The 23421-nt window shown below is 69.5% G+C and carries 25 protein-coding genes; 18 read left to right on the forward strand and 7 right to left on the reverse strand.

The features are described from left to right. Positions 1-90: 90 nt before the first annotated feature. Both ACODSY_RS06775 and ACODSY_RS06780 read left to right on the forward strand, forming a co-directional pair. On the forward strand, positions 91-1263 hold the full coding sequence (locus ACODSY_RS06775; protein ID WP_488950932.1) for a CaiB/BaiF CoA transferase family protein: 1173 nt from the start codon (positions 91-93) through the stop codon (positions 1261-1263). Positions 1264-1360: 97 nt separating this feature from the next. Further along, complete coding sequence (locus tag ACODSY_RS06780; protein WP_488950933.1) at positions 1361-2929, forward strand: flavin monoamine oxidase family protein; 1569 nt, start codon at positions 1361-1363, stop codon at positions 2927-2929. A gap of 211 nt (positions 2930-3140) precedes the next feature. Here ACODSY_RS06780 and upp read toward each other — a convergent pair whose 3' ends face one another. The 3 genes from upp to ACODSY_RS06795 are packed head-to-tail and all read right to left on the reverse strand — an operon-like array spanning position 3141 to position 6204. Then, positions 3141-3770 (reverse strand): uracil phosphoribosyltransferase, encoded by a 630-nt coding sequence (upp, locus tag ACODSY_RS06785; RefSeq protein ID WP_488950934.1) that lies wholly within the window; start codon positions 3768-3770, stop codon positions 3141-3143. Between the two features lie 11 nt (positions 3771-3781). Then, positions 3782-4945, reverse strand: coding sequence for a DUF1688 family protein (locus ACODSY_RS06790; protein ID WP_488950935.1), 1164 nt, complete (start codon positions 4943-4945; stop codon positions 3782-3784). Between the two features lie 2 nt (positions 4946-4947). Beyond that, positions 4948-6204, reverse strand: coding sequence for a GTP cyclohydrolase II (locus ACODSY_RS06795; protein ID WP_488950936.1), 1257 nt, complete (start codon positions 6202-6204; stop codon positions 4948-4950). A 182-nt stretch (positions 6205-6386) separates the two neighbouring features. Between ACODSY_RS06795 and ACODSY_RS06800 the strand changes: the two genes are divergently transcribed. The 9 genes from ACODSY_RS06800 to ureG all read left to right on the forward strand — a co-directional run bounded on the left by ACODSY_RS06800 (position 6387) and on the right by ureG (position 11928). Further along, the gene (locus ACODSY_RS06800; RefSeq protein WP_488950937.1) at positions 6387-6773 is read left to right on the forward strand and encodes a nuclear transport factor 2 family protein; all 387 of its coding nucleotides are present in this window, start codon (positions 6387-6389) and stop codon (positions 6771-6773) included. 90 nt (positions 6774-6863) lie between these two features. Then, positions 6864-7688, forward strand: a complete 825-nt coding sequence (locus tag ACODSY_RS06805; RefSeq protein WP_488950938.1) for an urease accessory protein UreD — start codon at positions 6864-6866, stop codon at positions 7686-7688. Next, positions 7689-7991, forward strand: coding sequence for an urease subunit gamma (locus ACODSY_RS06810; protein ID WP_488950939.1), 303 nt, complete (start codon positions 7689-7691; stop codon positions 7989-7991). 13 nt (positions 7992-8004) lie between these two features. After that, positions 8005-8208 carry a hypothetical protein gene (locus ACODSY_RS06815; protein WP_488950940.1) on the forward strand — a complete coding sequence of 68 codons (204 nt, stop codon included), beginning with the start codon at positions 8005-8007 and terminating at the stop codon, positions 8206-8208. Next, positions 8205-8510 carry an urease subunit beta gene (locus ACODSY_RS06820; RefSeq protein ID WP_488950941.1) on the forward strand — a complete coding sequence of 102 codons (306 nt, stop codon included), beginning with the start codon at positions 8205-8207 and terminating at the stop codon, positions 8508-8510. The genes ACODSY_RS06815 and ACODSY_RS06820 overlap by 4 nt, the downstream gene beginning before the upstream one ends. After that, entirely contained in the window at positions 8510-10213 is a 1704-nt protein-coding gene (gene ureC, locus ACODSY_RS06825; protein ID WP_488950942.1) for an urease subunit alpha, read from the forward strand. The genes ACODSY_RS06820 and ureC overlap by 1 nt, the downstream gene beginning before the upstream one ends. Beyond that, complete coding sequence (locus ACODSY_RS06830; RefSeq protein ID WP_488950943.1) at positions 10210-10665, forward strand: urease accessory protein UreE; 456 nt, start codon at positions 10210-10212, stop codon at positions 10663-10665. Before ureC ends, ACODSY_RS06830 begins: the two co-directional genes overlap by 4 nt. Further along, positions 10655-11311 (forward strand): urease accessory protein UreF, encoded by a 657-nt coding sequence (locus ACODSY_RS06835; protein ID WP_488950944.1) that lies wholly within the window; start codon positions 10655-10657, stop codon positions 11309-11311. The genes ACODSY_RS06830 and ACODSY_RS06835 overlap by 11 nt, the downstream gene beginning before the upstream one ends. Further along, a complete protein-coding gene (gene ureG / locus ACODSY_RS06840) occupies positions 11308-11928 on the forward strand; it encodes an urease accessory protein UreG (RefSeq protein ID WP_488950945.1) in 621 nt (206 codons plus the stop codon). The genes ACODSY_RS06835 and ureG overlap by 4 nt, the downstream gene beginning before the upstream one ends. Here ureG and ACODSY_RS06845 read toward each other — a convergent pair. The 4 genes from ACODSY_RS06845 to puuE are packed head-to-tail and all read right to left on the reverse strand — an operon-like array spanning position 11925 to position 15258. Continuing rightward, positions 11925-12887, reverse strand: a complete 963-nt coding sequence (locus ACODSY_RS06845; protein WP_488950946.1) for a glycosyltransferase family protein — start codon at positions 12885-12887, stop codon at positions 11925-11927. The genes ureG and ACODSY_RS06845 overlap by 4 nt on opposite strands. Before the next feature lie 6 nt (positions 12888-12893). Then, positions 12894-13883, reverse strand: coding sequence for an allantoicase (alc, locus tag ACODSY_RS06850; protein WP_488950947.1), 990 nt, complete (start codon positions 13881-13883; stop codon positions 12894-12896). Between the two features lie 9 nt (positions 13884-13892). After that, entirely contained in the window at positions 13893-14357 is a 465-nt protein-coding gene (gene uraD, locus ACODSY_RS06855; RefSeq protein WP_488950949.1) for a 2-oxo-4-hydroxy-4-carboxy-5-ureidoimidazoline decarboxylase, read from the reverse strand. Then, entirely contained in the window at positions 14347-15258 is a 912-nt protein-coding gene (puuE, locus tag ACODSY_RS06860; protein WP_488950951.1) for an allantoinase PuuE, read from the reverse strand. Before puuE ends, uraD begins: the two co-directional genes overlap by 11 nt. 110 nt (positions 15259-15368) lie before the next feature. On the opposite strand from puuE, the gene uraH reads away from it, so the two are divergent. The 7 genes from uraH to guaD are packed head-to-tail and all read left to right on the forward strand — an operon-like array spanning position 15369 to position 23375. Continuing rightward, positions 15369-15710 carry a hydroxyisourate hydrolase gene (uraH, locus tag ACODSY_RS06865; RefSeq protein ID WP_488950953.1) on the forward strand — a complete coding sequence of 114 codons (342 nt, stop codon included), beginning with the start codon at positions 15369-15371 and terminating at the stop codon, positions 15708-15710. Between the two features lies 1 nt (position 15711). Continuing rightward, complete coding sequence (xdhA, locus tag ACODSY_RS06870; protein ID WP_488950955.1) at positions 15712-17151, forward strand: xanthine dehydrogenase small subunit; 1440 nt, start codon at positions 15712-15714, stop codon at positions 17149-17151. After that, positions 17144-19459, forward strand: coding sequence for a xanthine dehydrogenase molybdopterin binding subunit (gene xdhB, locus ACODSY_RS06875; RefSeq protein ID WP_488950957.1), 2316 nt, complete (start codon positions 17144-17146; stop codon positions 19457-19459). Before xdhA ends, xdhB begins: the two co-directional genes overlap by 8 nt. Next, positions 19452-20396: a xanthine dehydrogenase accessory protein XdhC gene (gene xdhC, locus ACODSY_RS06880; protein WP_488950959.1), complete on the forward strand. Its 945-nt coding sequence runs from the start codon at positions 19452-19454 to the stop codon at positions 20394-20396. The genes xdhB and xdhC overlap by 8 nt, the downstream gene beginning before the upstream one ends. Next, positions 20393-21583, forward strand: a complete 1191-nt coding sequence (locus ACODSY_RS06885; protein WP_488950961.1) for a urate hydroxylase PuuD — start codon at positions 20393-20395, stop codon at positions 21581-21583. Before xdhC ends, ACODSY_RS06885 begins: the two co-directional genes overlap by 4 nt. Further along, complete coding sequence (locus ACODSY_RS06890) at positions 21580-22071, forward strand: ureidoglycolate lyase (protein ID WP_488950963.1); 492 nt, start codon at positions 21580-21582, stop codon at positions 22069-22071. Before ACODSY_RS06885 ends, ACODSY_RS06890 begins: the two co-directional genes overlap by 4 nt. Further along, entirely contained in the window at positions 22068-23375 is a 1308-nt protein-coding gene (gene guaD, locus ACODSY_RS06895) for a guanine deaminase (RefSeq protein ID WP_488950965.1), read from the forward strand. The genes ACODSY_RS06890 and guaD overlap by 4 nt, the downstream gene beginning before the upstream one ends. The last annotated feature ends 46 nt before the right edge of the window (positions 23376-23421 follow it).

Consider the following 23421-nt stretch of genomic DNA (forward strand, 5'->3'; position numbering starts at 1 on the left):
CGTGCTTCGGGGCCCGCCTCCATGACCCCTTCCGTGGGGTCAGTTGTGGCAGATCGCACCCCACGCTTAGCTGTTGCCGGGAGGACCACAATGCTGCTGCAAGGCCTGAAGGTCGTGGAGATGGCCACCTGGGTGGCTGGGCCGAGCGCCGCGGCCGTGCTGGCCGACTGGGGCGCGGAGGTGGTGAAGGTCGAGAGTCCCATCGGAGACGCCACCCGCGTCTACTATCCGGACACCGCCGAGCAGCCGGGCAATCCCGTCTTCACCAACGAGAACCGCGGCAAGAAAGGCGTGATGCTGGACATCTCGCGTCCCGAGGGGCGGCGCGCCCTGAAGGCGCTGCTGGCGCAGGCGGACATCTTCGTCACCAACGTCCGGCCCGGCTCGATGAAGCGGATGGGATTGGACTACGAGAGCCTCAAGACCGAGTTCCCGACCCTGATCTACGCCGCGGTCACCGGCTACGGACTGGTCGGCCCGGAGGCGGACACGCCGGCCTTCGACATGACCGCGTTCTGGACCCGCTCGGGCGTGGCCCACGCGACCATCCCGCCCGACCAGGAGCCGTTCGCCTCGCGGCCGGGATTCGGCGATCACGTGACGGCGCTCTCGACGGTCTCGGGCGTCCTGGCGGCCTTGCACGAGCGGCACGCCACCGGGCGGGGGAGGCTGGTGGAGACCAGCCTGCTGCGCGCCGGCGCCTATGCGATCAGCTGGGACCTGGCGATCCAGCTCCGCTATGGCCAGGTTGTCACCGCTCAGCCGCGCGCGGATCGGCCCGGCCCAATCTCGGGCTTCTTCCGGACGAAGGACGATCGCTGGCTGTTGCTGCTGCCAAGAACCCTCGACTGCTTCACCCAGCTGATGATCGCCCTCGACGTGCCCGAGTTGCTGGCGGAGCCACGGTTCGATCCACCGGTCACCGACCAGGAGACCGTGCGCGAACTGCGCGCCCTGGTGGACGCCGCCTTCGCCAAGATGACCCTGGCCGAGGTCGGCGAGCGGCTGACCGCCGGCGACCTGGCCTGGGCGCCTATGGGCACCCTGGCCGAACTGGCCGACTCCGACCTCGCGCGGGACGCCGGTTGCTTCGAGGTCGTGGACGACGGCTGGGGTCAGATGCACCGCGTCCCCGCCTCGCCCGTGCGGTTCCCGGAGGGCGCGCCTGACGTCGGACGCGCCGCGCCGAAGCTGGGCCAACACACCCGCGAGGTCCTGGAGGCCGCTGGCCTGACGCAGGACGAGATCGAGGCGCTGCTCTAGCGGGCGCCCTCGCGCGTCGGCGACCGCCGGTCGCGGAACATATTGCGCGCCGATCCGCACAGGTGAAATCTCGCCGGGCAGCTGGCGGGGATCGGACATGGCAATCTCGAGGCGGGCGTTCCTGGAGCGCGTGGGCAAGGCGGGAGGCTATGGGGCGCTCTTCGTCACCATGCAGGGCCTGGGCCTGTTGGCCGCGACCAAAGCCTATGCCGGGCCGCCCCAGCTCCCCCCGGGCAGCGGCAAGGGGATCACCGTCGCGGTCCTGGGCGGCGGCATCGCCGGCCTCGTCGCCGCCTACGAGCTGCGCAAGGCAGGCTACGAGGTGACCGTGCTGGAAGCCCGTGACCGTCCCGGCGGTCGCGCCTGGAGCGTGCGGCGCGGCTCGGTGATCCAACAGGTCGGCCGGCCGGACCAGATCGTCGACTGGGACGCCGGAACCCACCACTACATGAACGCCGGCCCGGGCCGCATCCCCCAGACGCACCATGCCATCTTGGGCTATTGCCGCGACCTGCGCGTGCCACTGGAAGTGATGGTCAACGGCAACCGCACCGCCAAGCTCGATTTCGGCGGCAAGGTGGTCACCAACGGCCAGGCGATCAACGACACCCGTGGCGCGTTCTCCGAGCTGCTGGCCAAGGCCATCGATCAAGGCGCCCTCGACCGCGAACTGACCGGCGTCGATAAGCAGCGGCTGATGGGCTACCTGGGCGCCTATGGCGACCTGAACCCGCAGCACATCTATTCCAACCGTGAAGGCCGGGCAGGCTTCAAGGACCACCCGGGCGGCTATCTGCATCCGCCGAGCGGCGCCGAACCCATGCGCCTCTCCGACCTGATGCAGGCCCGCTTCTGGGGCATCTCGGGCTTCTTCGAGGAGCTGATCGAGATGCAGGCGACCATGCTCCAGCCGGTCGGCGGCATGGATCGCATCAGCTATGCCCTCTACGAGCAGGTGAAGCCCGCCGTGACCTTCGGCGCCGAGGTGAAGGAGATCCGGCGCGCGAGCCAGGGGGCGAGGATCGCCTATACGGCGGGCGGCGCGGCGCGCACCCTGGACGCCGACCATGTGATCGTTACGATCCCCCTCCCCGTCCTTGCCAAGATCCCGGCGGACTTTTCCCCGGGCGTGAGGACGGCGATCGCCTCGGGCGGCAAGACCTATGGTCACGCCACCAAGGTGGCCTGGCAGACGCGCCGCTTCTGGGAACAGGACGACTACCAGTTCGGCGGCCTGGCCTGGACCGACGAAGCGAACGAGCTGATCTGGTACCCCTCGGGCGGCTTCGGCGAGACCACGGGCGTCCTGACCGGGGCGTATTCCATCGGCTTTTCCGGCATCCTGAACCCGCCCAGGTACGCCGCCATGTCGTTCGACGAGCGCTATGCGATCTCACGCCGGGTGATCGACAAGTTTCATCCCGGCCGGGGCAAGGAATTGACGAAGCCCTTCTCGGTGTCCTGGCGCGACACACCCTTCAGCGAAGGGGTCGCGGTGGGGTGGAGCGAGAACCAGCGCAAGACCGACTACGCGACGCTATGCCGGCCGGACGGCCCATTCATCTTCGCCGGCGAGCACATGAGTTACATCAACGCCTGGCAGGAGGGCGCGGCCCTGTCCGCGCACGAGGCCATCAGGCTGATCCAGGCCAAGGTCGCGGCCTGATCCTTGGGACGAAAAAGGGCCGCGCGGTTCGCCGCGCGGCCCCAAGTTCGAGGAAGGAGAACGCCCGAGAGGGCAAGACGACTGTGTGAGCGCCGGTCACCTTGCGGCAACGGACACCGGTGTCCCGAGCTGGATTTGCCGCCGGACGCCCAGGATCGAAGCACGGCATGCCCCTGGCGCCCGAATCCTCGGCAAGGCCAGTTCTCGCAGCCTAGCGCGTGCCGTACATTCGGTCCCCGGCATCGCCCAGGCCCGGCAGGATGTAGCCGTGGTCGTTGAGCCGCTCATCGATCGCCGCCGTCCAGAGGCGCACGCCGGGATGGTGGCCGTGAAACTTCGACACTCCCTCGGGCGACGCCAGCAGGCAGGCCATGCGGATGTCCTTGGCGCCGGCCTCCTGCAGCCGGTCGACCGCGGCGATGGCGGTGTTGCCGGTGGCCAGCATAGGGTCGATCACCACCACCGTGCGCTCGGAGATGTCGGCAGGCGCCTTGAAGTAGTACTCGACGCAGCTGAGCGTCGCCGGATCGCGGTAGAGACCGATGTGCGCCACGCGGGCGGCGGGCACCAGCTCCAGCATCCCGTCCAGCATGCCCATCCCGGAACGGAGGATCGGCGCGAACACCAGCTTCTTGCCCGCGAGCTGCTGCGCCTTCATCGGCTGCAGCGGGGTCTCGATGGAGACCGTCTCCAGGGGCAGGTCGCGGGTGACCTCGTAACAGAGCAGGCCACCGATCTCCTTGAGAAGCTGGCGGAAGCTCTTGGTGGATGTGTCCTTCTTCCGCATCAGCGTGAGCTTGTGCTGCACCAGCGGATGATCGACGACGTGGACGCCCTTCATCTCGATGTCCCTCAGAAAACCGTCCCGTCGGAGATGACGGTGATAGGCGGCGACAAATCTGGCCGCTTCTGCTTGGCGATGCGGCGTCCCGCGGCCCACGAGCCGCCCTCCAGCACCCGGGCCAGCGGGAAGTCTTCGGCCGATACGCCGAGGCGCTCGCGCACCATCGGAGCCAGTCTGTCCAGCAGCGCCACCGTCAGCGACCGCCAGCCGACGACCAGCGGACTGTCCACGGCGTGGCCGCGCGAAGCGTCCTCCGCGTCCTTCAGAACGAGGGAGCCTGTGTCTACGAAGAGCCCGCCGTTGCGGTACTCGGCCAGGCCGGTGAGGCCGTCGACGTCGACCACCTCGACGCCCGACGCCTCAAGCGGTTCGATCAGCGAATAGCTCATCCACTGGCTGAGCTTGTGCAGCGGCACGAAGCCATCGATGGCGGGATGCCTCCAGCAGTCGCCCAGGGGCACACCGTCGAGGCTGAGCCGGCCTGGCCATATGGGTCCCAGCGCCTGGAGCAGGACCTCTAGGATCACCGGCGCGCGCAGGCGGCCGTGCTCGGCATGCTTGACCATGACGTCGAACAGCGCCCCAGGGCGGCCCACCGCGTCGCCCAGCCGGCGCAGCAGGGCCGCGCGGCCTTCCAGCCCGACGAGGGGGTTGTCCGCGCTGGCCTGGAACGCCTCCGCGATCATGGCGGCGTCGACCTTCTGCAGGGCGTCCGCCCGCAGAGGATCGGAGGGGTCGGAAGACATCGCGCCGGATTCGAAGAACCTCAAGGAGGCGACGCCTAGCCCCTCTGAACGCCCCAGGACGGCGCCGGTCGCCGTATCCCGATAGCGCCAGGCCGCGCCGGCGCCCGCGTCCAGTAGGACCGACGGGATCACCAGGTCGAAGGCGGCCCGCCCGAGCTGGGCCGGGTCGGACGGCTTCTCACGTTCGGCCCAGAGGTCCCGGCCGCCGATCACGAAGTGTCGCCAGCGGGCATGGAACGGGACCTGGAGGTCGGGATAGTTCAGCCGCACGGTCTCGGCCGTGAGGTCGGCCGCCGCCTCCAGTCGCGACAGGTCCAGGCGCCAATCCGCGAGGTCGCCGGCCTCGGCCAGAGCCAGCATCTCATGCGCACGGCGGCGCACCGCCGCCGCGGACAGAAGCCCGCGCGCCGTCTGCAGGTCATCCACGCCTAGAATTCCTTCAGGTCGCGGCCGACGGTCTTCTTGAGGTCTTCCTGCGTGGGCGCGCCTTCGGGCGTGAAGTAGCCGGCCGCCTTCTTGGCCTCCATCTCCACGCTGGCGTCGGGGGGGACCAGGTCGTCGGGGATCGGAACCCGTTCGCCGATCTCGATACCACCGCCCACCAGGGCGTCGTACTTCATGTTGGACATGGAGACGAAGCGGTCGATCCGGCGGATGCCCAGCCAGTGGATGATGTCGGGCATCAGCTGCTGGAAGCGGGCGTCCTGGACGCCGGCGACGCACTCCGTCCGCTCGAAATAGGTCGCCGCCTGGTCGCCGCCCGGCTGGCGCTTGCGGGCGTTGTAGACGAGGAACTTGGTCACCTCGCCCAGCGCGCGGCCTTCCTTGCGATTGTAGACGATCAGCCCCGTGCCGCCGGCCTGGGCCTGGCGCGTAGCCTCTTCGATGCCGTGCGTGAGGTACGGCCGGCATGTGCAGATGTCGGAGCCGAAGACATCGGAGCCGTTGCACTCGTCGTGCACGCGGCAGGTGAGCGGCACGGAGCGGTCGCCCAGCTTCGTGGCGTCGCCGAAGATGTAGAGCGTGATCCCGCCGATGGGCGGCAGGAACACCTGCATGTCCGGCCGGGTCACCAGCTCGGGATACATGCCCCCCGTCTGTTCGAAGAGGGTGCGGCGCAGGGTCTGCTCGTCCACGCCGAAGCGGGCCGCGACGCCGGGCAGATGCCAGACGGGATCGATGGCGGCCTTGGTGACGGCGATGTCGCCGGTGTCGTGAAGGACGTGGCCGTCGGCCTTCAGGCGTCCCGCGCGCATGGCGTCGGCGATCTCCGGCAGGGTCAGGCGCGCCTTGGTCACGGCGATGGTCGGGCGGATATCGACGCCCTCGGCAATTTCCGGGGCGAAGTCCTCGGCGATGCGGGCGCCCCACGGGTCGAGCGAGACGATCTTGCCGGGCTCGCTCCACTGCGGGTGCGGGCCCACGGGAACCACCGGATGGGTGTTGACCAGCTCAGGCCGCACCATCGGATCCATGGCGCCCGAGGCCACCGCGAGGGCGCGGTAGACGGAATAGGCGCCGCCATGGGCGCCGATCGCGTTGCGGTCGCTTCCGGCGTTGGCGGTGGCGACGACCGGCCCGCGCTCGCGCGCGGTCGGGGCATCCCAGACGATCGGGAAGCGGCTGGCCGCGCCCGCCCCGGGGTGCGACGTCAAACGGATATGCGATGTCCTGTTGCCGGACATGTGCGAACGAACCTCCAGAGTCGAAAAGGCCCTGTCGCCGGGATCGCCGGCGCAGGGCCTTTGAGAGGAGAGACTGATCCCAGTTCGCGGCGTTGGCAAGAATCTCCGGATTGCGGCCGAAAAGCACAGCTTGACGTAGATCGTTGGTTGGCCGCCGCATGGGCGAGGGGCGAGGAAGAACAATGGAAACGCAGATCAAGGATCTGGAAGAGGTCCGAGCCGTCATCCAGCTCTACATCGAGGGGGCGAACGGCGACGTCGCCAAGCTAAAGCAGGCCTTCCACCCCGATGCGCGGATGATGGGTCACATCGGGCCCGTGGAGACCTACATCCCGATCAGCGAGTTCTTCACGATGATCGAGCGACAGCCGGGGATGGCCGGCCCGAACTACAAGGCGAACGTTCGCGCGATCGACATCGTTGGTGACGCCGGCGTGGCCGTGCTGGTCGAGACCGACTATATGGGCTGCGACTTCGTCGACTACTTCTCGGTCGCCCGGATCGGCGGGCGCTGGCAGATCACCAACAAGACCTACGCCCACACCGGGGGGACACCGCCCGGCGCCTAGCTGCGCCCAAAAATCAGGCGCCCGCGATTGACGTCGCGCCGCTCGCCACGGTTGTCTGGACAGTCTCACGAACCCCGCGAGGGTGAACCGGTGATCCAGGGACCCGCCTCTCTGCCGGAACTGCCGACGCTGCAGCGCGCGCGAGGGGCTGGGCGGATCGCGGTGCGGGCCGAGCATGGCCGAACCCACCTTTCGCGGCTCTATCAGGACGGCTGCGGCAAGATCCGGCTGCCGCGGGGGCGCGACCTGGAGGCGGTGCTGATCAACACCGCCGGCGGGGTCACGGGCGGAGACCGGATCGAATGGCGTGCCGAGGCCAGCGATCGCGCGCGTCTGACGCTGACGACGCAAGCCTGCGAGAAGGTCTACCGCGCCCGCGACGGCTTCGCCGAGGTCCGCACGTCGCTCACGCTGGGCGATGGGGCGCAGGTGGACTGGCTGCCCCAGGAAACGATCCTGTTCGATGGCGGGGCGCTGTCCCGCCGGCTGGAGGCCGACCTCGGCGGGGGCGCGCGGCTGCTGGCGCTCGAGGCCGTGGTGCTGGGCCGCACCGCGATGGACGAGACGGTGCGCCATGGCCTGCTGCACGACCGCTGGCGGATCCGCCGCGAGGGCCGCCTGGTGTTCGCCGACGACCTACGGCTGGACGACGCCATCGCCTCGATCGGCGCCGCCGCACCTGTGCTTGCCGGGGCGCGGGCCTTCGCGTCGCTGCTCCTGGTGGACGACGACGCATCGCGATTCCTCGCACTCCTCAGGGCGGCGCTGGGCCCAAGCGGCGGCGCAAGCGCTTTCGGCGGCAAGCTGTTCGCCCGTGTGGTGGCGCGCGACGGCTTCGCCCTCCGCAAGGCGCTTCTCCCGGCCCTGGAGGTCCTTCGAGACGGCGCCCCCCTGCCCCGCGTCTGGAGGACCTGAATGAACCTGACGCCGCGCGAAAAGGACAAGCTGCTCGTCGCGATGGCCGCCGAGGTGGCCCGCAAGCGGCTGGCGCGCGGCGTCAAGCTGAACCATCCCGAGGCGATCGCCCTGATCACCGACTTCGTGGTCGAGGGCGCCCGCGACGGCCGCTCGGTCGCCGAGCTTATGGAGGCCGGCGCCCATGTGGTCGGCCGCGCCCAGGTCATGGAGGGCATCGCCGAGATGATCCACGACGTCCAGGTCGAAGCCACCTTTCCCGACGGGACCAAGCTGGTCACCGTTCATCACCCCATACGCTGAGGACCCAAGAACGATGCGCAAGGCGCTGACCACCTTCGCCGCCCTGGCGGCCGCCACGCCCGCCCTCGCCCACGAGGGCCATCACGAGCAAATGCCGATCGCACAGGCCGTGCGACACCTGGTCAGCGAGCCAGACCACCAGATCGCTTTCGCGGCCCTGGTGGTGCTGGCGGTGGTCGCGGGCTGGAGCTGGCGCCGGGCCAGGGCGCGCAAGTGATACCAGGCGAGGTCATCTCGGCCGACGGCGACATCGAGCTGAACGCAGGCGCGCCGGTGACCACCCTGCGCGTCGCCAACACCGGCGACCGGCCAATCCAGGTCGGGAGCCACTACCACTTCGCCGAAACGAACCCGGCGCTGCGGTTCGACCGCGCTGCCGCGCGCGGCCTGCGGCTGGACATCGCCGCCGGGACCGCGGTGCGTTTCGAGCCCGGCCAGGAGCGGGAGGTGGCCCTGGTGCCGTTCGGGGGGGCGCGCGCGGTCTACGGGTTCCGGCAGGACGTGATGGGCAAGCTCTGATGGCCAGGATCAGCCGCGCCGCCTACGCCGACATGTTCGGCCCCACGGTGGGCGATCGGGTGCGGCTGGCCGACACCGACCTATTCGTGGAGGTCGAGCGCGACCTGACCACCTATGGCGAAGAGGTGAAGTTCGGCGGCGGCAAGGTCATCCGCGACGGCATGGGCCAGGGCCAGGCCACGCGCGCGTCCGGGACCGCTGACACCGTCATCACCAACGCCCTGATCGTCGACCACTGGGGGATCGTGAAAGCCGATGTGGGCCTGCGTGACGGCCGCATCCTGGCCATCGGCAAGGCGGGCAATCCCGATGTGCAGCCGGGCGTCGACATCGTGATCGGACCCGGTACGGAGATCATCGCCGGCGAGGGCAAGATCCTCACCGCCGGAGCCATGGACGCGCACATCCACTTCATCTGCCCCCAGCAGATCGAAGAGGCGCTGATGAGCGGCGTCACCACCATGCTGGGCGGTGGGACGGGTCCGGCCACCGGAACCAACGCCACCACCTGCACGCCCGGCGCCTGGCACCTGCAGCGGATGATCGAGGCGGCCGAGGCGTTTCCGATGAACCTGGCCTTCGCGGGCAAGGGCAACGCCAGCCTGCCCGAGGCGCTGGTGGAGCAGATCGCCGGCGGCGCCTGCGCCCTGAAGCTGCACGAGGATTGGGGCACGACGCCGGCCGCCATCGACTGCTGCCTGTCGGTCTGCGACGACCTCGACATCCAGGCCATGATCCACACCGACACGCTGAACGAGAGCGGCTTCGTCGAGGACACCATCGCCGCCTTCAAGGGCCGCACGATCCACGCCTTCCATACCGAGGGCGCCGGCGGAGGCCACGCGCCGGACATCCTGAAGGTGGCGGGGCTGGCGAACGTGATCCCGTCGTCGACCAACCCGACGCGGCCTTACACACGGAACACCCTGGCCGAGCATCTCGACATGCTGATGGTCTGCCACCACCTGGACCCGGCGATCCCCGAGGACATCGCCTTCGCCGAGAGCCGGATCCGCAAGGAGACCATCGCCGCCGAGGACATCCTGCACGACCTCGGCGCGCTCTCGATCATTTCGTCGGACAGCCAGGCCATGGGCCGCGTGGGCGAGGTGCTGATCCGCACCTGGCAGACCGCCGACAAGATGAGGAAGCAGCGCGGTAAGCTGGGGGACGGTCCGGCGGACAACTTCCGCGTCAAACGCTACATCGCCAAGGTCACGATCAACCCGGCCATCGCGCACGGGATGAGCGCGCACATCGGCTCCGTGGAGCCGGGCAAGCGCGCCGATCTCGTGCTGTGGAGCCCCGCCTTCTTTGGGGTGAAGCCGGACCTCGTTGTGCTGGGCGGGTCGATCGCGGCGGCCCCGATGGGCGATCCGAACGCCTCGATCCCAACGCCGCAACCGGTCCACTATCGCCCGATGTTCGGCGCCTTCGGCCGCGCGGTGACACGCTCGTCGGTGGTGTTCACGTCCAAGCTGGCGATCGAACGCGGCCTGCCGGCAGAGCTGGGACTGATGAAGGACATAGTGGCGGTGGAGAACGTCCGCGGCGGCCTCTCCAAGGCCTCTATGATCCACAACGGCGCGACGCCCCGGATCGAGGTCGATCCCGAAACCTACGAGGTGCGCGCCGACGGCGAACTGCTCACCTGCGAACCCGCCGAGGTGCTGCCGATGGCCCAGAGGTATTTCCTGTTTTGACCACCATCACCGACATCCTGCCCGCCGGGGCCTGGAGCGGCGAGCCGGTCGACCGGGTCGCCCTTGACTACGACGGACGCCACCGTCGCCGCATCGTGCTCACCGGGGCGTCGGGTGCGGAGTATCTGCTGGACCTGGCGGAGGCGACGCACCTCAAGGGCGGCGATGGCCTGCAATTGCCTGGCGGCGGTGTCGTTGCGGTGGTCGCCTTGCCCGAGCCCCTGCTGGAGATCACCGCCCATAGCCTGGCCGCGCTCGTCCGCCTGGCCTGGCATATCGGCAACCGCCACCTGGCCGCCCAGGTCTTCGCGGATCGCATCCTGATCCGCCGCGACCACGTGATCGGCCACATGCTCGAACACCAGGGCGCGCATGTCCGCGAGGTAGTCGCACCGTTCGATCCCGAGGGCGGCGCCTATCACGATCACGGGGGCCACGATCATGCCCACTGAGGCCCGCCTGCTGCGTCTGCTGACCTGGCTCTCGCCCGCCTTCCCGGTCGGGTCGTTTGGCTTCTCGCACGGCCTCGAGACTGCGATCCGCGAAGGCGCGGTCACCGACGTGCGCTCGCTGACCGGTTGGATCGCGCCGCTGCTCGAGCACGGCTCCGCCTGGACCGACGCGGTGCTGGTGAAAGCCGCCTGGATCGCCGTGACCGCCGAGGACCATGTCGCCCTCGACGACGTCGCCGAACTCGGAGAAGCGCTCGCACCGTCCCTCGAGCGCCACCGCGAGACCATGGCCCAGGGCGAAGCGTTCCTGACCGCGGTGGCCGCCTGGAACCCCCCGCCGATCATCCGCGCGCCCTACCCCGTGGCGCTGGGTGCGGCGGCGGGCGCGGCCGGTTTGCCGTTGCAGCCCGCCCTGACGGCCTGGCTGCATGCCTTCGCCGCGAACCTGGTCAGCGTGGCGGTGCGCGCCGTACCGCTCGGCCAGTCGGACGCCCTGCAGGTGATCGCCGCGCTGGAGCCGGTGATCCTGCGCACCGCCGCCCGCGCGGCCGCGTCGACGCTGGACGACCTGGGATCGGCCAGCCTGCTCTCCGACGTTGCCGCTATGCGGCACGAGACCCTCGATGGAAGGCTTTTCGGCTCATGAACGGCCCCCTGCGCATCGGCATCGGCGGCCCCGTCGGCTCCGGCAAGACCACGCTCGTGGAGAAGCTCTGCAAGGCCATGCGCGACCGCTGGTCGATCGCGGTCGTCACCAACGACATCTACACGCAGGAAGACGCCTTGATCCTCAGCCGCCTTCAGGCGCTGCCGGACGATCGGATCGTGGGCGTGGAGACGGGCGGCTGTCCGCATACGGCGATCCGCGAGGACGCCTCCTTGAACCTGGCGGCCATTGCCGATCTGAACAGGCGCTTTCCCGACCTGGACGTCATCTTCATCGAGAGCGGCGGCGACAACCTGGCCGCCACCTTCAGTCCCGACCTCGCCGACCTGACGCTGTATGTGGTCAGCGTCTGCCAGGGGGAGAAGATCCCGCGCAAGGGCGGCCCGGCGATCACGCGCTCCGACCTGCTGATCATCAACAAGACGGACCTGGCCCCGCACGTCGGCGCGGACCTCCTGGTGATGGACCGCGACGCGCGCCGGCAGCGCGGCGATCGACCGTACGTGTTCACCGACCTGACCCGTCTGAAAGGCGTCGACGAGGTGATCGGCTTCATCGCGAAGGTCGGCGGCCTGCCCGCGGCTTTCGCCGCCTAGGAGTCCAGGGGGCCGTTCTTCACGCGCGTCTCCGGCGCGAGCCGCATCCATGTCTCTTCGAGCGCGCTTCGGAACCGGGCGTAGGACCATTCGCGGGCGGTCTCGCGTCCAGCTTCCAGATAACGCGCCAATTCTGGCCCGCCGGCGGCCAATAGGTCAGCCGCCGCAGCCAAGGCGTCGACCGCTGCGACACAGTCGTCCTCGTCGACCCAAAAGCCGTTGTCGGGGGTCGCGAAGTCTCGTCCGCCTATGCCCGTGAAGCCGGTGCAGAGGGCGCCCGACGCCATGGCCTCCAGGGGGGTGAGGCCGACAGCCTCCAGCTTCCCCAGGCTGAGGAAGAGGTCGGAGGCCGCCAGCGTCTCGGCCACCTGCGCCTCGGCGGCGTCGCGGATCACGCGCCAGGCGCGGCCGGCATGCTCCGGATGCGACTTGTCGAAGACCCGACGGATGAACTCCGCCTCCTGAGGGCGCTTGTGCGGGATGCAGGCGATGGCCGCCCGCCGCTCGCCACGCGGATGGAATACGCGTTCGTCAGCGAAGCACGGCACGAACTCAACTGTCGCGGCCGGATAGCAGCGCCGGATCAGCGCTGAAAGCTGGCGGCCCACGGAGATGAAGGCGGGGAACCGGTCGGCGGGGAACCGGTCAAGCGTCGCCACCGAAAGGCCGCCGAAGACCAGCGCGCCCTGGCAGAAGACGATCGTCCGAAGTCCGGCCTCGGCAAGCTTGGCCAGGGCATGCACGGCGTCTTCCGGCGCCACGATGATGTCATTGGGGGAGAGCGGACCGATCTCCACGGGCACGTCCGGCTGCAGCGCCGGGTGCCACCGCGCTTCGCGGTTCGTCGACAGCACCGCGTCGAAGCCCAGCGCGCGCAGCGTCTCCACATGCCGGAGCTGCATCTTCACGCCGCCCCGGATCGAGCCGTCGGGAAAGGTGAGATAGACGATCCGGGCCATGCGCGCCTAGCGGGCGACCGTCCCCATCATACGCAGCCGGCTGACGCCGCCGTCCGGGTAGATGTTGAGCCGTACGAAACGGATCGGCCCGAGCTGGGCGAGTTCATCGCGGAACGTATGGATGTGGTCGGCTTGCAGCTTCACTTCAGGCAGCAGCACTGGCCACCCTTCGGCTTGCTGCGCGATTTCGTGCGGCGCGCCGTGCGCCCGACGCGTGGCCTGGATGGAGCAACGGTCGGGGTAGTTGCCCTTGAAGTGCGCCGTATCGACGACGACCTCGCTGATCTGGCCGAAGGTCCCTAGTTCCAGGATCGCCCAGTCGTGGCCCGGTTCGCGGCGTCGGCGGGTCTCCCAGCCGTCTCCCATGTCCACGCCGCGCCCGGGGGCCGTCATGTTCTCCACCCGGCCGAAATGCTCGTCGTTGGCGGTGATCCCGCGCCCGCCCCAGGCCATGGCCAGCAGGTCGATCGTCTGGTCCCGGCCTACCTTCGACCAGTCCGGATCGACGCGACCCCAGACCCGCAGGCGCGCGACGCCGCCGTCGGGAAAGATGTGCAGGCGCACGTGGGTCGCGGGCGTCGCGTGCTCTAGCGGAAACCAGGCGCGGTCGTCGCCCTTGAGGTCCAGGCGAGGCGTCACCTTGACCCACCCTGCATCGTCCCCCGGCGCGGTCTCTCCCGAGACACAGAGCTCGACCTCGGCGCCTGGCGGATAGTTGCCGGTGAAGTGGCGGGTGTCGATTTCGAACCCAGCGACGATGCCCGGCACGCCCAGCTTCACCACGCACCAGTCATGACCGGGCGTACGCTTGCGGCGGCTCTCCCAGCCGTCCATCCACTTGCCGTTGTCGTCGTACTTGCCGGGGATGAACACGGGCTCGGTCGGCGAGATCAGCCGGCTCTTGTCCGCGAAGAAGTCGTCCGTCGCATAGACGACCTCCGAGCCCAGGCGAGGCTGGGCGAGGTCCACGAACTGGCGGCGTAGATCGTCGAACATCCTGGAACCTTAGAACAATTCATCCAGCCGGAAACCGGCGATCCGATGGATCTGGGCGATGGCGGTGGCGAATTCGGTCTCGGGGTCATTGCCGAGCCTGGCCTCGAAGGCGGCGAGTATGTCGGACCGGCCCGCGCCTTTCACGGCGAAGATGAAGGGGAAGCCGAAGCGGGCGTTGTAGGCGGCGTTCAGGCGCTGGAAGGCCGCGAACTCCTCCGGGCTGCACTGGTCCAGGCCGGCGCCCGCCTGTTCCTTCACCGAGGCGTCGGCCATCCTCGCGCGGCTGGCAAGCTCGGGATGGGCGCGGATGAGGGCCAGCTTCCGCGCGTGGGGCGCGGCGTCCACCACCGCCGCCATCGCCTTCGCCAGGCCGTCCCGATCGGCGGGCGGGTCGGGCCAGACGCCTTCCGCGACCCAGGGCGAGTCCTCGTAGACCGGGCCGAAGCGGGCGATGAAGTCCTCCCTAGCCCCCATGAGGATGCCGCTCCCGCCAGTGTCTGGCGATCTCCACCCGCCGGCAGAACCAGACGTCGTCATGATCCAGCGCGTAGCGGATGAACCGCTCCAGTCCCGCCATCTTCCCCGGCCGCCCGGCGATGCGGCAATGCAGGCCAACGGACAGCATCTTCGGCCGTTCTGCGCCCTCGGCGTAGAGCACGTCGAAGGCGTCCTTCAGGTAGGAGTAGAACTGCTCGCCGGTGTTCAGGCCCGTCCCCGAGAAGCGCATATCGTTGGCTTCGAGCGTGTATGGCACGATCAGGTGCGGTCGCCCGCCCGCCTCGGTCCAGAACGGCAGGTCGTCGGAGTAATCGTCGGCGTCGTAGAGGAAACCACCCTCCTCCGCCGCGAGGCGGCGTGTGTTGGGGCTGGTGCGGCCGGTGTACCAGCCCAGGGGCCGATGGCCGGTCAGGCGCGTGTGGATCTCTATGGCGCGGGCCATGTGCTCGCGTTCCACCGCCTCCGCGACGTCCTGGTAGTTGATCCAGCGCCACCCGTGGCTGGCGATCTCGTGGCCCGCCTCCAGCATGGCTTCCACCGCGGCGGGGTTGCGTTCCATGGCCATCGCGACGCCGAAGACGGTCACGGGCGTCTGGTAGCGATCGAACAGGCGCAGCAGGCGCCAGACGCCGGCGCGGCTCCCGTACTCGTAGATCTGCTCCATGCTCATGTGCCGCGCATTCGGGATGGCGGCGGGATTGATCATGTCGGACAGGAACGCTTCCGAGGCGGGGTCGCCGTGCAGGACGCAGTTCTCGCCGCCCTCCTCGTAGTTCAGCACCATCTGGATCGCGATGCGCGCGCCGCCCGGCCAGTCCGCATGCGGCGGATCCTTGCCGTAGCCGATCAAGTCGCGCGGATAGCTGGTGTCGGGCATGGCTGACCGCTTAGCAGGCTTCGTGAGGGCCGCACCGTCGCAATCCTGCGCCACGGTTGCAATTCCCGGCCTCAGGGCGGATTCTGGGCGGCTGAATTGCGGAGACTTGCTTGGCCGGCCTCACCACCCACGTCCTCGACACCATGCACGGGCGTCCGGCCGCGGGCGTCAGCCTGCGCCTGCTGCGCGGGGGCGAAGTGCTGGGGTCGGCGGTAACCAACGTCGACGGCCGCGTGGACCAGCCGCTGCTCACCGGCGAGGCCCTGACGCCGGGCGCCTACCGCCTGGAGTTCGACATCGGCGAATACTTCCGCGACATGGGGGTGGCCCTGCCCCAGCCGGCGTTCCTCGAGATTGTGACCATCGACTTCGGCGTGGCCGAGAGGGGCGCGCACTACCATGTGCCGCTGTTGGTCAGCCCATTCGCCTATTCGACCTATCGGGGCAGCTGACGTGGGCCGCCCCATCCGTTTCCTGCTCGACGGCGAGGTCCGCGAGCTGCCCGCCGATACGGACCCGACGCTGACGGTTCTGAACTGGCTGCGCTACGACGCGCGCCGGACCGGCACGAAGGAGGGTTGCGCCGAAGGCGACTGCGGCGCGTGCACCGTGGTGCTGGGCGAGCTGGTCGACGACAGGGTACGGTTCCGGGCTGTCAACGCCTGCATCCTGTTCGCTCCGATGCTCGATGGCCGCGCGCTGTTCACGGTGGAGAGTCTCGGCCGCGAGGGCGCGCTGCACCCGGTCCAGCAGGCCATGGTCGACCAGCACGCCAGCCAATGCGGCTTCTGCACCCCGGGGTTCGTGATGAGCCTGTATGCGGTTCAGCGCTCGGGCGGGCCGACCGACACCGCGAGCCTGAAGGACGCCCTGGCGGGCAACCTCTGCCGCTGCACCGGCTACGGCCCCATCCTCGCGGCGGGCCAGGCGATGGGCGCTTGCGGAACGGATGACGAGGCCTTGGCCGCGGCTCTGACCGCGATCCAGCCGAACGAGGGACTGACCCTCGAACACAAGGGCCGCAGGTTCTTCGCGCCGCGTTCGAGCGACGAACTCGCCGCGCTGCTTGAGGCGCATCCTGCGGCCACGGTCCTGGCCGGCGGAACCGACGTCGGCCTCTGGGTCACCAAGCAGCACCGGGTGCTGGAGACGGTCGTCTCGCTGAACGACTGCGCGGACCTGAAGGGGATCCATGACCTAGGCGGCGCGATCCGGATCGGCGCCGGCGTCCGCTACGCCGACGCCCACGGGGCGCTGTCCGCGCTGCATCCCGAGTTCGGCGAACTGCTGCGGCGGCTGGGCGGACTGCAGGTGCGCAACCTGGGCACGGTCTGCGGCAACATCGCCAATGGCTCGCCCATCGGCGATATGCCGCCGGCGCTGATCGCCGCCGGCGCGACGCTGGTGCTGCGCAAGGGATCGGTTCGGCGCGAGATGCCGCTGGAGGCGTTCTTCCTGGCCTACGGGAAACAGGACCGCCACCCCGGCGAATTCGTCGAGGCGGTGATCGTCCCGAAGCCGGCGGCGGGCCGCATCTTCAAGATCGCCAAGCTTTCCAAGCGGTTCGACCAGGATATTTCGGCCGTCTGCCTCGGTCTTTCCGTGGGCGTAGAGGCGGGCCAGGTGACCGACGCGCGAATCGCCTTCGGCGGCATGGCGGCGACGCCCAAGCGCGCGGCGGCCTGCGAGGCCGCGCTGGTCGGCAATCCCTGGACGGCGGAGACGCTGGAACAGGCTGTCGCGGCGCTGGCCGAGGACTTCACGCCCATCACCGACATGCGCGCCTCGGCGAACTACCGGCTGGAGGCGGCGCGGGGGCTGATCCGCCGCGCATTCGTAGAGAGCGCCGGCGGGGCGCGCGTCGTCGACGCCGAGGCGGTGGCCTATGGCTGACTCCGGCGGCGTGCGGCTGCTTCCTATCCTGCATGCGCCCATCGGCCACGACAGCGCGCCGCGGCACGTCAGCGGCGAGGCGCTCTACATCGACGACATCCCCGAACCGCCGGGGCTGCTGCACATCGCCGTGGGCCAGGCGACACGGGCGCATGCGCGGGTGACGAAGCTGGACCTCTCCGCGGTGCGCGCGGCGCCCGGCGTCGTCGCCGTGCTGACGCCTGCCGATGTGCCGGGCAAGAACGACATCAGCCCGTTTGCCGGCGACGACCCGCTGTTCGCCACCGGCGAGGTTAAATTCCAGGACCAGGCGCTGTTCTGCGTGGCGGCGGACACCCTGCCCAAGGCGCGCGCCGCCGCCGCCCTGGCCGTCGTGGAGTACGAGGACCTCCCGCCCCTGCTGACGGCCGACGCCGCTGTCGCCGCTGGGTCGTTCATCGAGCCCACGCAGACCATGAAGCTGGGCGACGCGCGCGCCGCGATCGCCGCGGCTCCGCACAGCGTCTCGGGCCGCCTGCAGGTTGGCGGCCAGGAGCACTTCTACCTGGAGGGCCAGGTGGCGCTGGTTGTCCCCGGCGAGGGCCAGGACCTACACGTCTGGACGTCGACCCAGCACCCCACCGAAACCCAGCACATCCTGGGCCGCGTGCTGGACTTGCCCGACGCGGCGATCACCGTGGAGGTGCGCCGGATGGGCGGCGGCTTCGGCGGCAAGGAGACCCAGTCGGTCCAATGGGCGGCCATGGCCGCGCTGGCCGCGAAGCTGACCCGCCGCCCCGCGAAGATCCGCCTCGACCGTGACGACGACATGGTCATGACCGGCAAGCGGCACGACTTCGAAATCGACTGGGAACTGGGCTTCGACGGCGACGGGCGGCTGCGCGGCGCGGCCTTCGAGTTCGCCTCGCGCTGCGGCTTCTCGGCCGACCTCAGCCACGCGATCAACGACCGGGCGATGTTCCACGCCGACAACGCCTATGCGCTGCAGGCGGCCGAGATCGTCAGCCACCGGGCGCGCACGCACACCGTCTCCAACACCGCCTTCCGCGGCTTTGGCGGGCCGCAGGGCATGATGGCCATCGAGCGCGCGCTGGACGCCGCGGCGCTGTCGCTGGGCAAGGACCCGCTGGATGTGCGCCTGGCCAATCTCTACGGCGTCTCGGGCGATCTGACCCCCTACGGCCAGACCGTCACGGACAGCGTCGCCCGAGAGATCATGACCGAATTGGAGGCCAGTTCGGGTTATCGGGCCCGCCGCACGGCGATCACGGCCTGGAACGCCCGGAACGACCACTTGAAGCGCGGCATCGCGCTGACGCCGGTGAAGTTCGGCATCTCGTTCACCACCACCTACCTGAACCAGGCGGGCGCCCTGGTGCATGTCTACACCGACGGCTCGATCCACCTGAACCACGGCGGAACCGAGATGGGCCAGGGGCTGAACATCAAGGTGGCGCAGGTGGCGGCCGACGCGTTCCAGGTCCCGCTGTCGGCGGTGAAGATCACGTCCACGCGCACCGACAAGGTGCCCAATACCTCCGCGACCGCTGCGTCGTCGGGCAGCGACCTAAACGGCATGGCCGCGCTGGACGCCTGCGAGCAGATCAAGGCGCGGCTGTCCGAGTGGGCGCTGGCGAACTACGGCCATGCGCCGGTCTTCACGCCGGACGGCGTGCGCATCGGCGCCGAGCTGCTGAGCTTCCGGGATTTCGTGCACGAGGCCTACGTGGCCCGCGTCTCGCTTTCGGCGGCCGGCTTCTACAAGACCCCCGACATCCACTACGACCGGGTCACCCACAAGGGCCGGCCATTCTACTACTTCGCCTATGGCGCCGCCTGTTCCGAGGTGGTGATCGACACCCTGACCGGCGAGAGCAAGGTGACCCGCGTGGACATCCTCCACGACGTCGGCCGCTCGCTGAACCCGGCCATCGACCTGGGCCAGATCGAGGGCGGCTTCATCCAGGGCATGGGCTGGCTGACCACCGAAGAGCTGGTGTTCGACGACGCCGGGCGCCTGCGCACCCACGCGCCGTCCACCTACAAGATCCCGACCGCCGGCGACCGGCCGGACGCCTTCAACATCGCCATCTGGCCGCCGGGCGAGAACCGCGAGAACACGATCCATCGGTCCAAGGCGGTGGGGGAGCCGCCGCTGATGCTGGCGATCTCGGTGTTCTCCGCGCTCACCGACGCGGTCGCCAGCGTGGCCGGCCACAGGGTCATGCCGAACCTGGACGCACCGGCGACGCCCGAGCGGATCCTGGCGGCGGTGAACGAGGTCCGGCGGAGGGCGGCCGATGCCTGAGTGGATCGGCGAGGCCCTGGCCGCGGCGCGGCGCGGCGAGACGCTGGCGATGGTGACGGTGGTCGGCGCCCAGGGCTCGACACCGCGTGAGACAGGCGCGCGCATGCTGGTTTGGCCCGATCGGTTCAGCGGCACCATCGGCGGCGGTTCGCTGGAGCGGCAGGGCCTCGACCAGGCGCGCAAGCTGCTGAGCCAGGCTTCCCGGCGCCACGCGCTGCAGGACTATCCGCTGGGCCCGTTGCTGGGCCAGTGCTGCGGGGGCCACGTGCGGCTGCTGGTCGAGCGCGTGGACGCGGAGAGCCTCGCCTGGCTGGAGCCAGCGGCGGCCGCCCGCGAACCGTTCGTCCTTACAGCGCAATTCAACGACGGCGGCATGAGCCGCCTGATCGAGGCCGAGGCGGCGGTGTCGGACGGTCCCCGCACGCCGATCCCGGAGGTGCGCCGCGTGTCCGAGACGATCCGCCCGACGCTGCCCCGCCTCGTCATCTTCGGCGCCGGACACGTCGGCCAGGCGGTGGCCCGGGCGTTCGCGCCGCTGCCCTTCCACCTGGACTGGCTGGCCAGCCGCGAGGACCTGCGACCCGAGGCCAGCGGCACGCGCGCCACGATCCTCAGCGAAGATGAACTGGCCGAGGCGGTCGAGGCCGCGCCGACCGGCACGCTGTTCGCGATCTTCACGCACAGCCACGACCTGGACTATCGGCTGACCCGCGCCGTGCTGGCGCGCGGCGACTTCGGCTATCTGGGGCTGATCGGCTCGCGGACGAAGCGTCGGCGGTTCGAGGCCCGGCTGCGCGCCGACGGCGTACCCGACGCCGAGCTCGCCCGCCTCACCTGTCCGATCGGCATCGTCGACCTGAAGGGCAAGGCGCCCGCGGTGATCGCCATAGCCCTAGCCGCAGAGCTGCTGCAACTGACCCAAGATCCCACCGAATGATCGCCGACATCGAGGCCTGGGCGAACCTGGCGATCCGCTGGCTGCACCTCGTCGCCGGCATCGCGTGGATCGGATCGTCCTTCTATTTCATGTGGTTGGACAGCCATCTGAAGAGGCCGCCGGAAACGCCCGACGGCGTCGCCGGCGAGCTGTGGAGCGTCCACTCCGGTGGCTTCTACCGGCAGATCAAGTTCATGGTCGCCCCCTCCGACATGCCGGAGGAGCTGCACTGGTTCAAATGGGAGGCCTACACGACGTGGATCAGCGGCTTCCTGCTGCTGAGCCTGATCTTCTACGTCGGCGCCGACCTCAACCTGATCGACACGTCCAAGTTCGACCTCACGACTTGGCAGGCCATCGGCCTCGGCCTCGGCTCCCTGGTCGCGGGGTGGCTGGTCTACGACGGCCTCTGCCGCTCACCCATCGGCCAAAACCTGAGGCTTTTCGGAGTCGTATGGTTCGTTCTTCTCACGGCCGCAGCCTACGGCCTGACGCATGTCTTCTCCGACCTGGGCGCCTTCATGCACGTGGGCGCGATCATCGGGACGGTGATGGCCGCCAACGTCTTCATGATCATCATCCCGAACCAGCGGAAGGTCGTGGCCCAGGTGCTGGCCGGCCAGGCGCCCGACCCGTCGCTGGGCAAGCAGGCCAAGCAGCGCAGCGTCCACAACAACTACATGACGCTGCCGGTGCTGTTCATCATGATCAGCAACCACTACCCGATGATCTTCGCCGCTCCGCTGAACTGGCTGTGGCTGGCGGGGCTGGGTATCGCGGGGTGGACGATCCGGCACTTCTTCAACCTGAAGAATTCGGGCCGGATGGAGCCCCAGGTGCTGGTTTACGGCGCCTTGGCCTTCGTCACGGTGGCCGTGCTGAACGAGAGCGCGCGGCCAAAGCCGCCGACGGTCGCCGAAGTCCCGACCTATGCGGTGGTGCGCGCCATCGTCGACAAGCACTGCATCGCGTGCCACGCCGCCCACCCGAGCCATCGGGGCGTGCCGGTCGCGCCGAACGGGGCCATGTTCGACACCGACGCCGGGCTGCAGCAGCACGCCGACAAGATCTACACCCGGGCGGTGGCGACCCGGTCCATGCCCCAGGGCAACGAGACCAAGATGACGGAATTGGAGCGCGCCCAGCTCGGCGCATGGATCAAGGCCGGCGCGAAGGTGGGGCCGTGAGGACGCTCGTTCCTGAAGCCCTGACCGCCGACGCCTTCGCGCCCTTCGGCGACGTGATCGAAGCTTCCGACCGCGCGGAAGTGATCCCGATCAACTACGGCTGGACGACCCGCTTCAACGCGCTCTCCGACGTGGCGGTGGGCGACGGCCACGCGATCCTCAGCATCTTCCGCTCGAAGCCGCTCGAGCCCCTGGTGCTGAAGATCTTCGAGCGGCACCCGCTGGGCAGCCAGGCCTTCATGCCCCTGAACGGCCGGCCGTTCCTGGTGGCCGTAGCCCCGCCGGGTGACTTCGATCCGGCCGCGGTTCGCGTCTTCCGCGCCGCGGCGAACCAGGGCGTGAACTACGCCAAGGGGACCTGGCACCACTTCCTGCTGGCGTTGGAAGCCGAGAGCGACTTCCTGGTCGTCGACCGCGACGGCGGGACCGGCGAAAACCTGGACGAGGTGGAACTCGCCGAAGCCGACTGGATCGCCATATCGGCATGACCCGCCAAGCCTACCGCGCCGCCCTGCTACACATGCTGGACGACCCGTCGCGCGTCCCGGCGGCGGAAGCGCACGCCTATCACCCCGACGGCCTGCTCGTGGTGGAGGACGGCCACGTCGCGGCCTGCGGCGCCTGGGACGACCTCGCGCCGAACCTGCCCGACGGCGCGCCAGTCGAACACTTGCCGGGCCGCCTGATCACCCCGGGCTTCGTCGACGCCCACGTGCACTACCCGCAGGTGGACGTCATCGCGGCGTGGGGCGCGCAGCTCATGGACTGGCTGCACACACATACGTTCCCGGCGGAGATGGCCTTCGCCGACCGGGCGCATGCTGACGCGGTGGCGCAGGTGTTCCTGGACCAACTCCTGGCCAACGGCACGACCAGCGCCCTCGCCTTCTGCACGGTCCACAAAGGCTCGGCCGAGGCCCTGTTCGAGGCCGCGCTGGACCGGAATATGCGACTGGTCGCCGGCAAGGTGCTGATGGACCGCGAGGCGCCCGCCGCGCTCACCGACACCGTCGAGACCGGCCGCGCCGACACCGAAGCGCTGATCCGCGCGTACCATAGCCGGGGCCGACTGGGGTATGCGGTGACCCCGCGCTTCGCCGTGACCTCCACGGACGCCCAGCTCGCCATGGCCGGCGAGGTGCTCGCCGCGCATTCCGATGTCCTGCTGCACACCCACATGTCGGAGAACGCCGGCGAGATCGCCCGCGTGGCCCAGCTCTTCCCCTGGGCGCGGGACTATCTGGACGTCTACGACCGCTTCGGTCTCGTCGGCCCGAGGTCGGTCTTCGCCCACTGCGTCCACTGCGACGCGGACGTGATGGGGCGGATGGCCAGGGCCGGCGCGACCGCCGCCTTCTGTCCCTCTTCCAACCTGCTGCTGGGCAGCGGCCTGTTCGGCCTGAAGCGCGCCTGCGAATGCGGGATGTCGGTGGCGCTGGGCACCGACATCGGCGGCGGCGGCAGCTTCTCGCAGCTCCACATGATGGCCGAGGCCTACAAGGTGGGTCAGCTCCAGGGCGACAACCTCGACCCGCTGCATGCCTTCTACCTGGGCACACTGGCCGGCGCGAAGGCGCTGCACATCGATAGCCGGGTGGGCAACCTCCTGCCGGGTAAGGAAGCCGACTTCGTGGTCCTCGACCTCGCCGCGACGCCCCTGCTCGCACGCCGAACGGCCGGCGCCCGCACCCTGGCCGAGACGCTGTTCGTGCTGGCAGTGCTGGCGGATGACCGGCTGGTCGAGCGCACCTACCTCATGGGCCGGCTGGCCCACGCCCGTGAGGCCACCTAGGACTTGCCTCAACCCTCGCGGCTCCGACTATTCCGGGCAGGTTCGG

The organism is Phenylobacterium sp. FG114 (assembly GCF_057809855.1).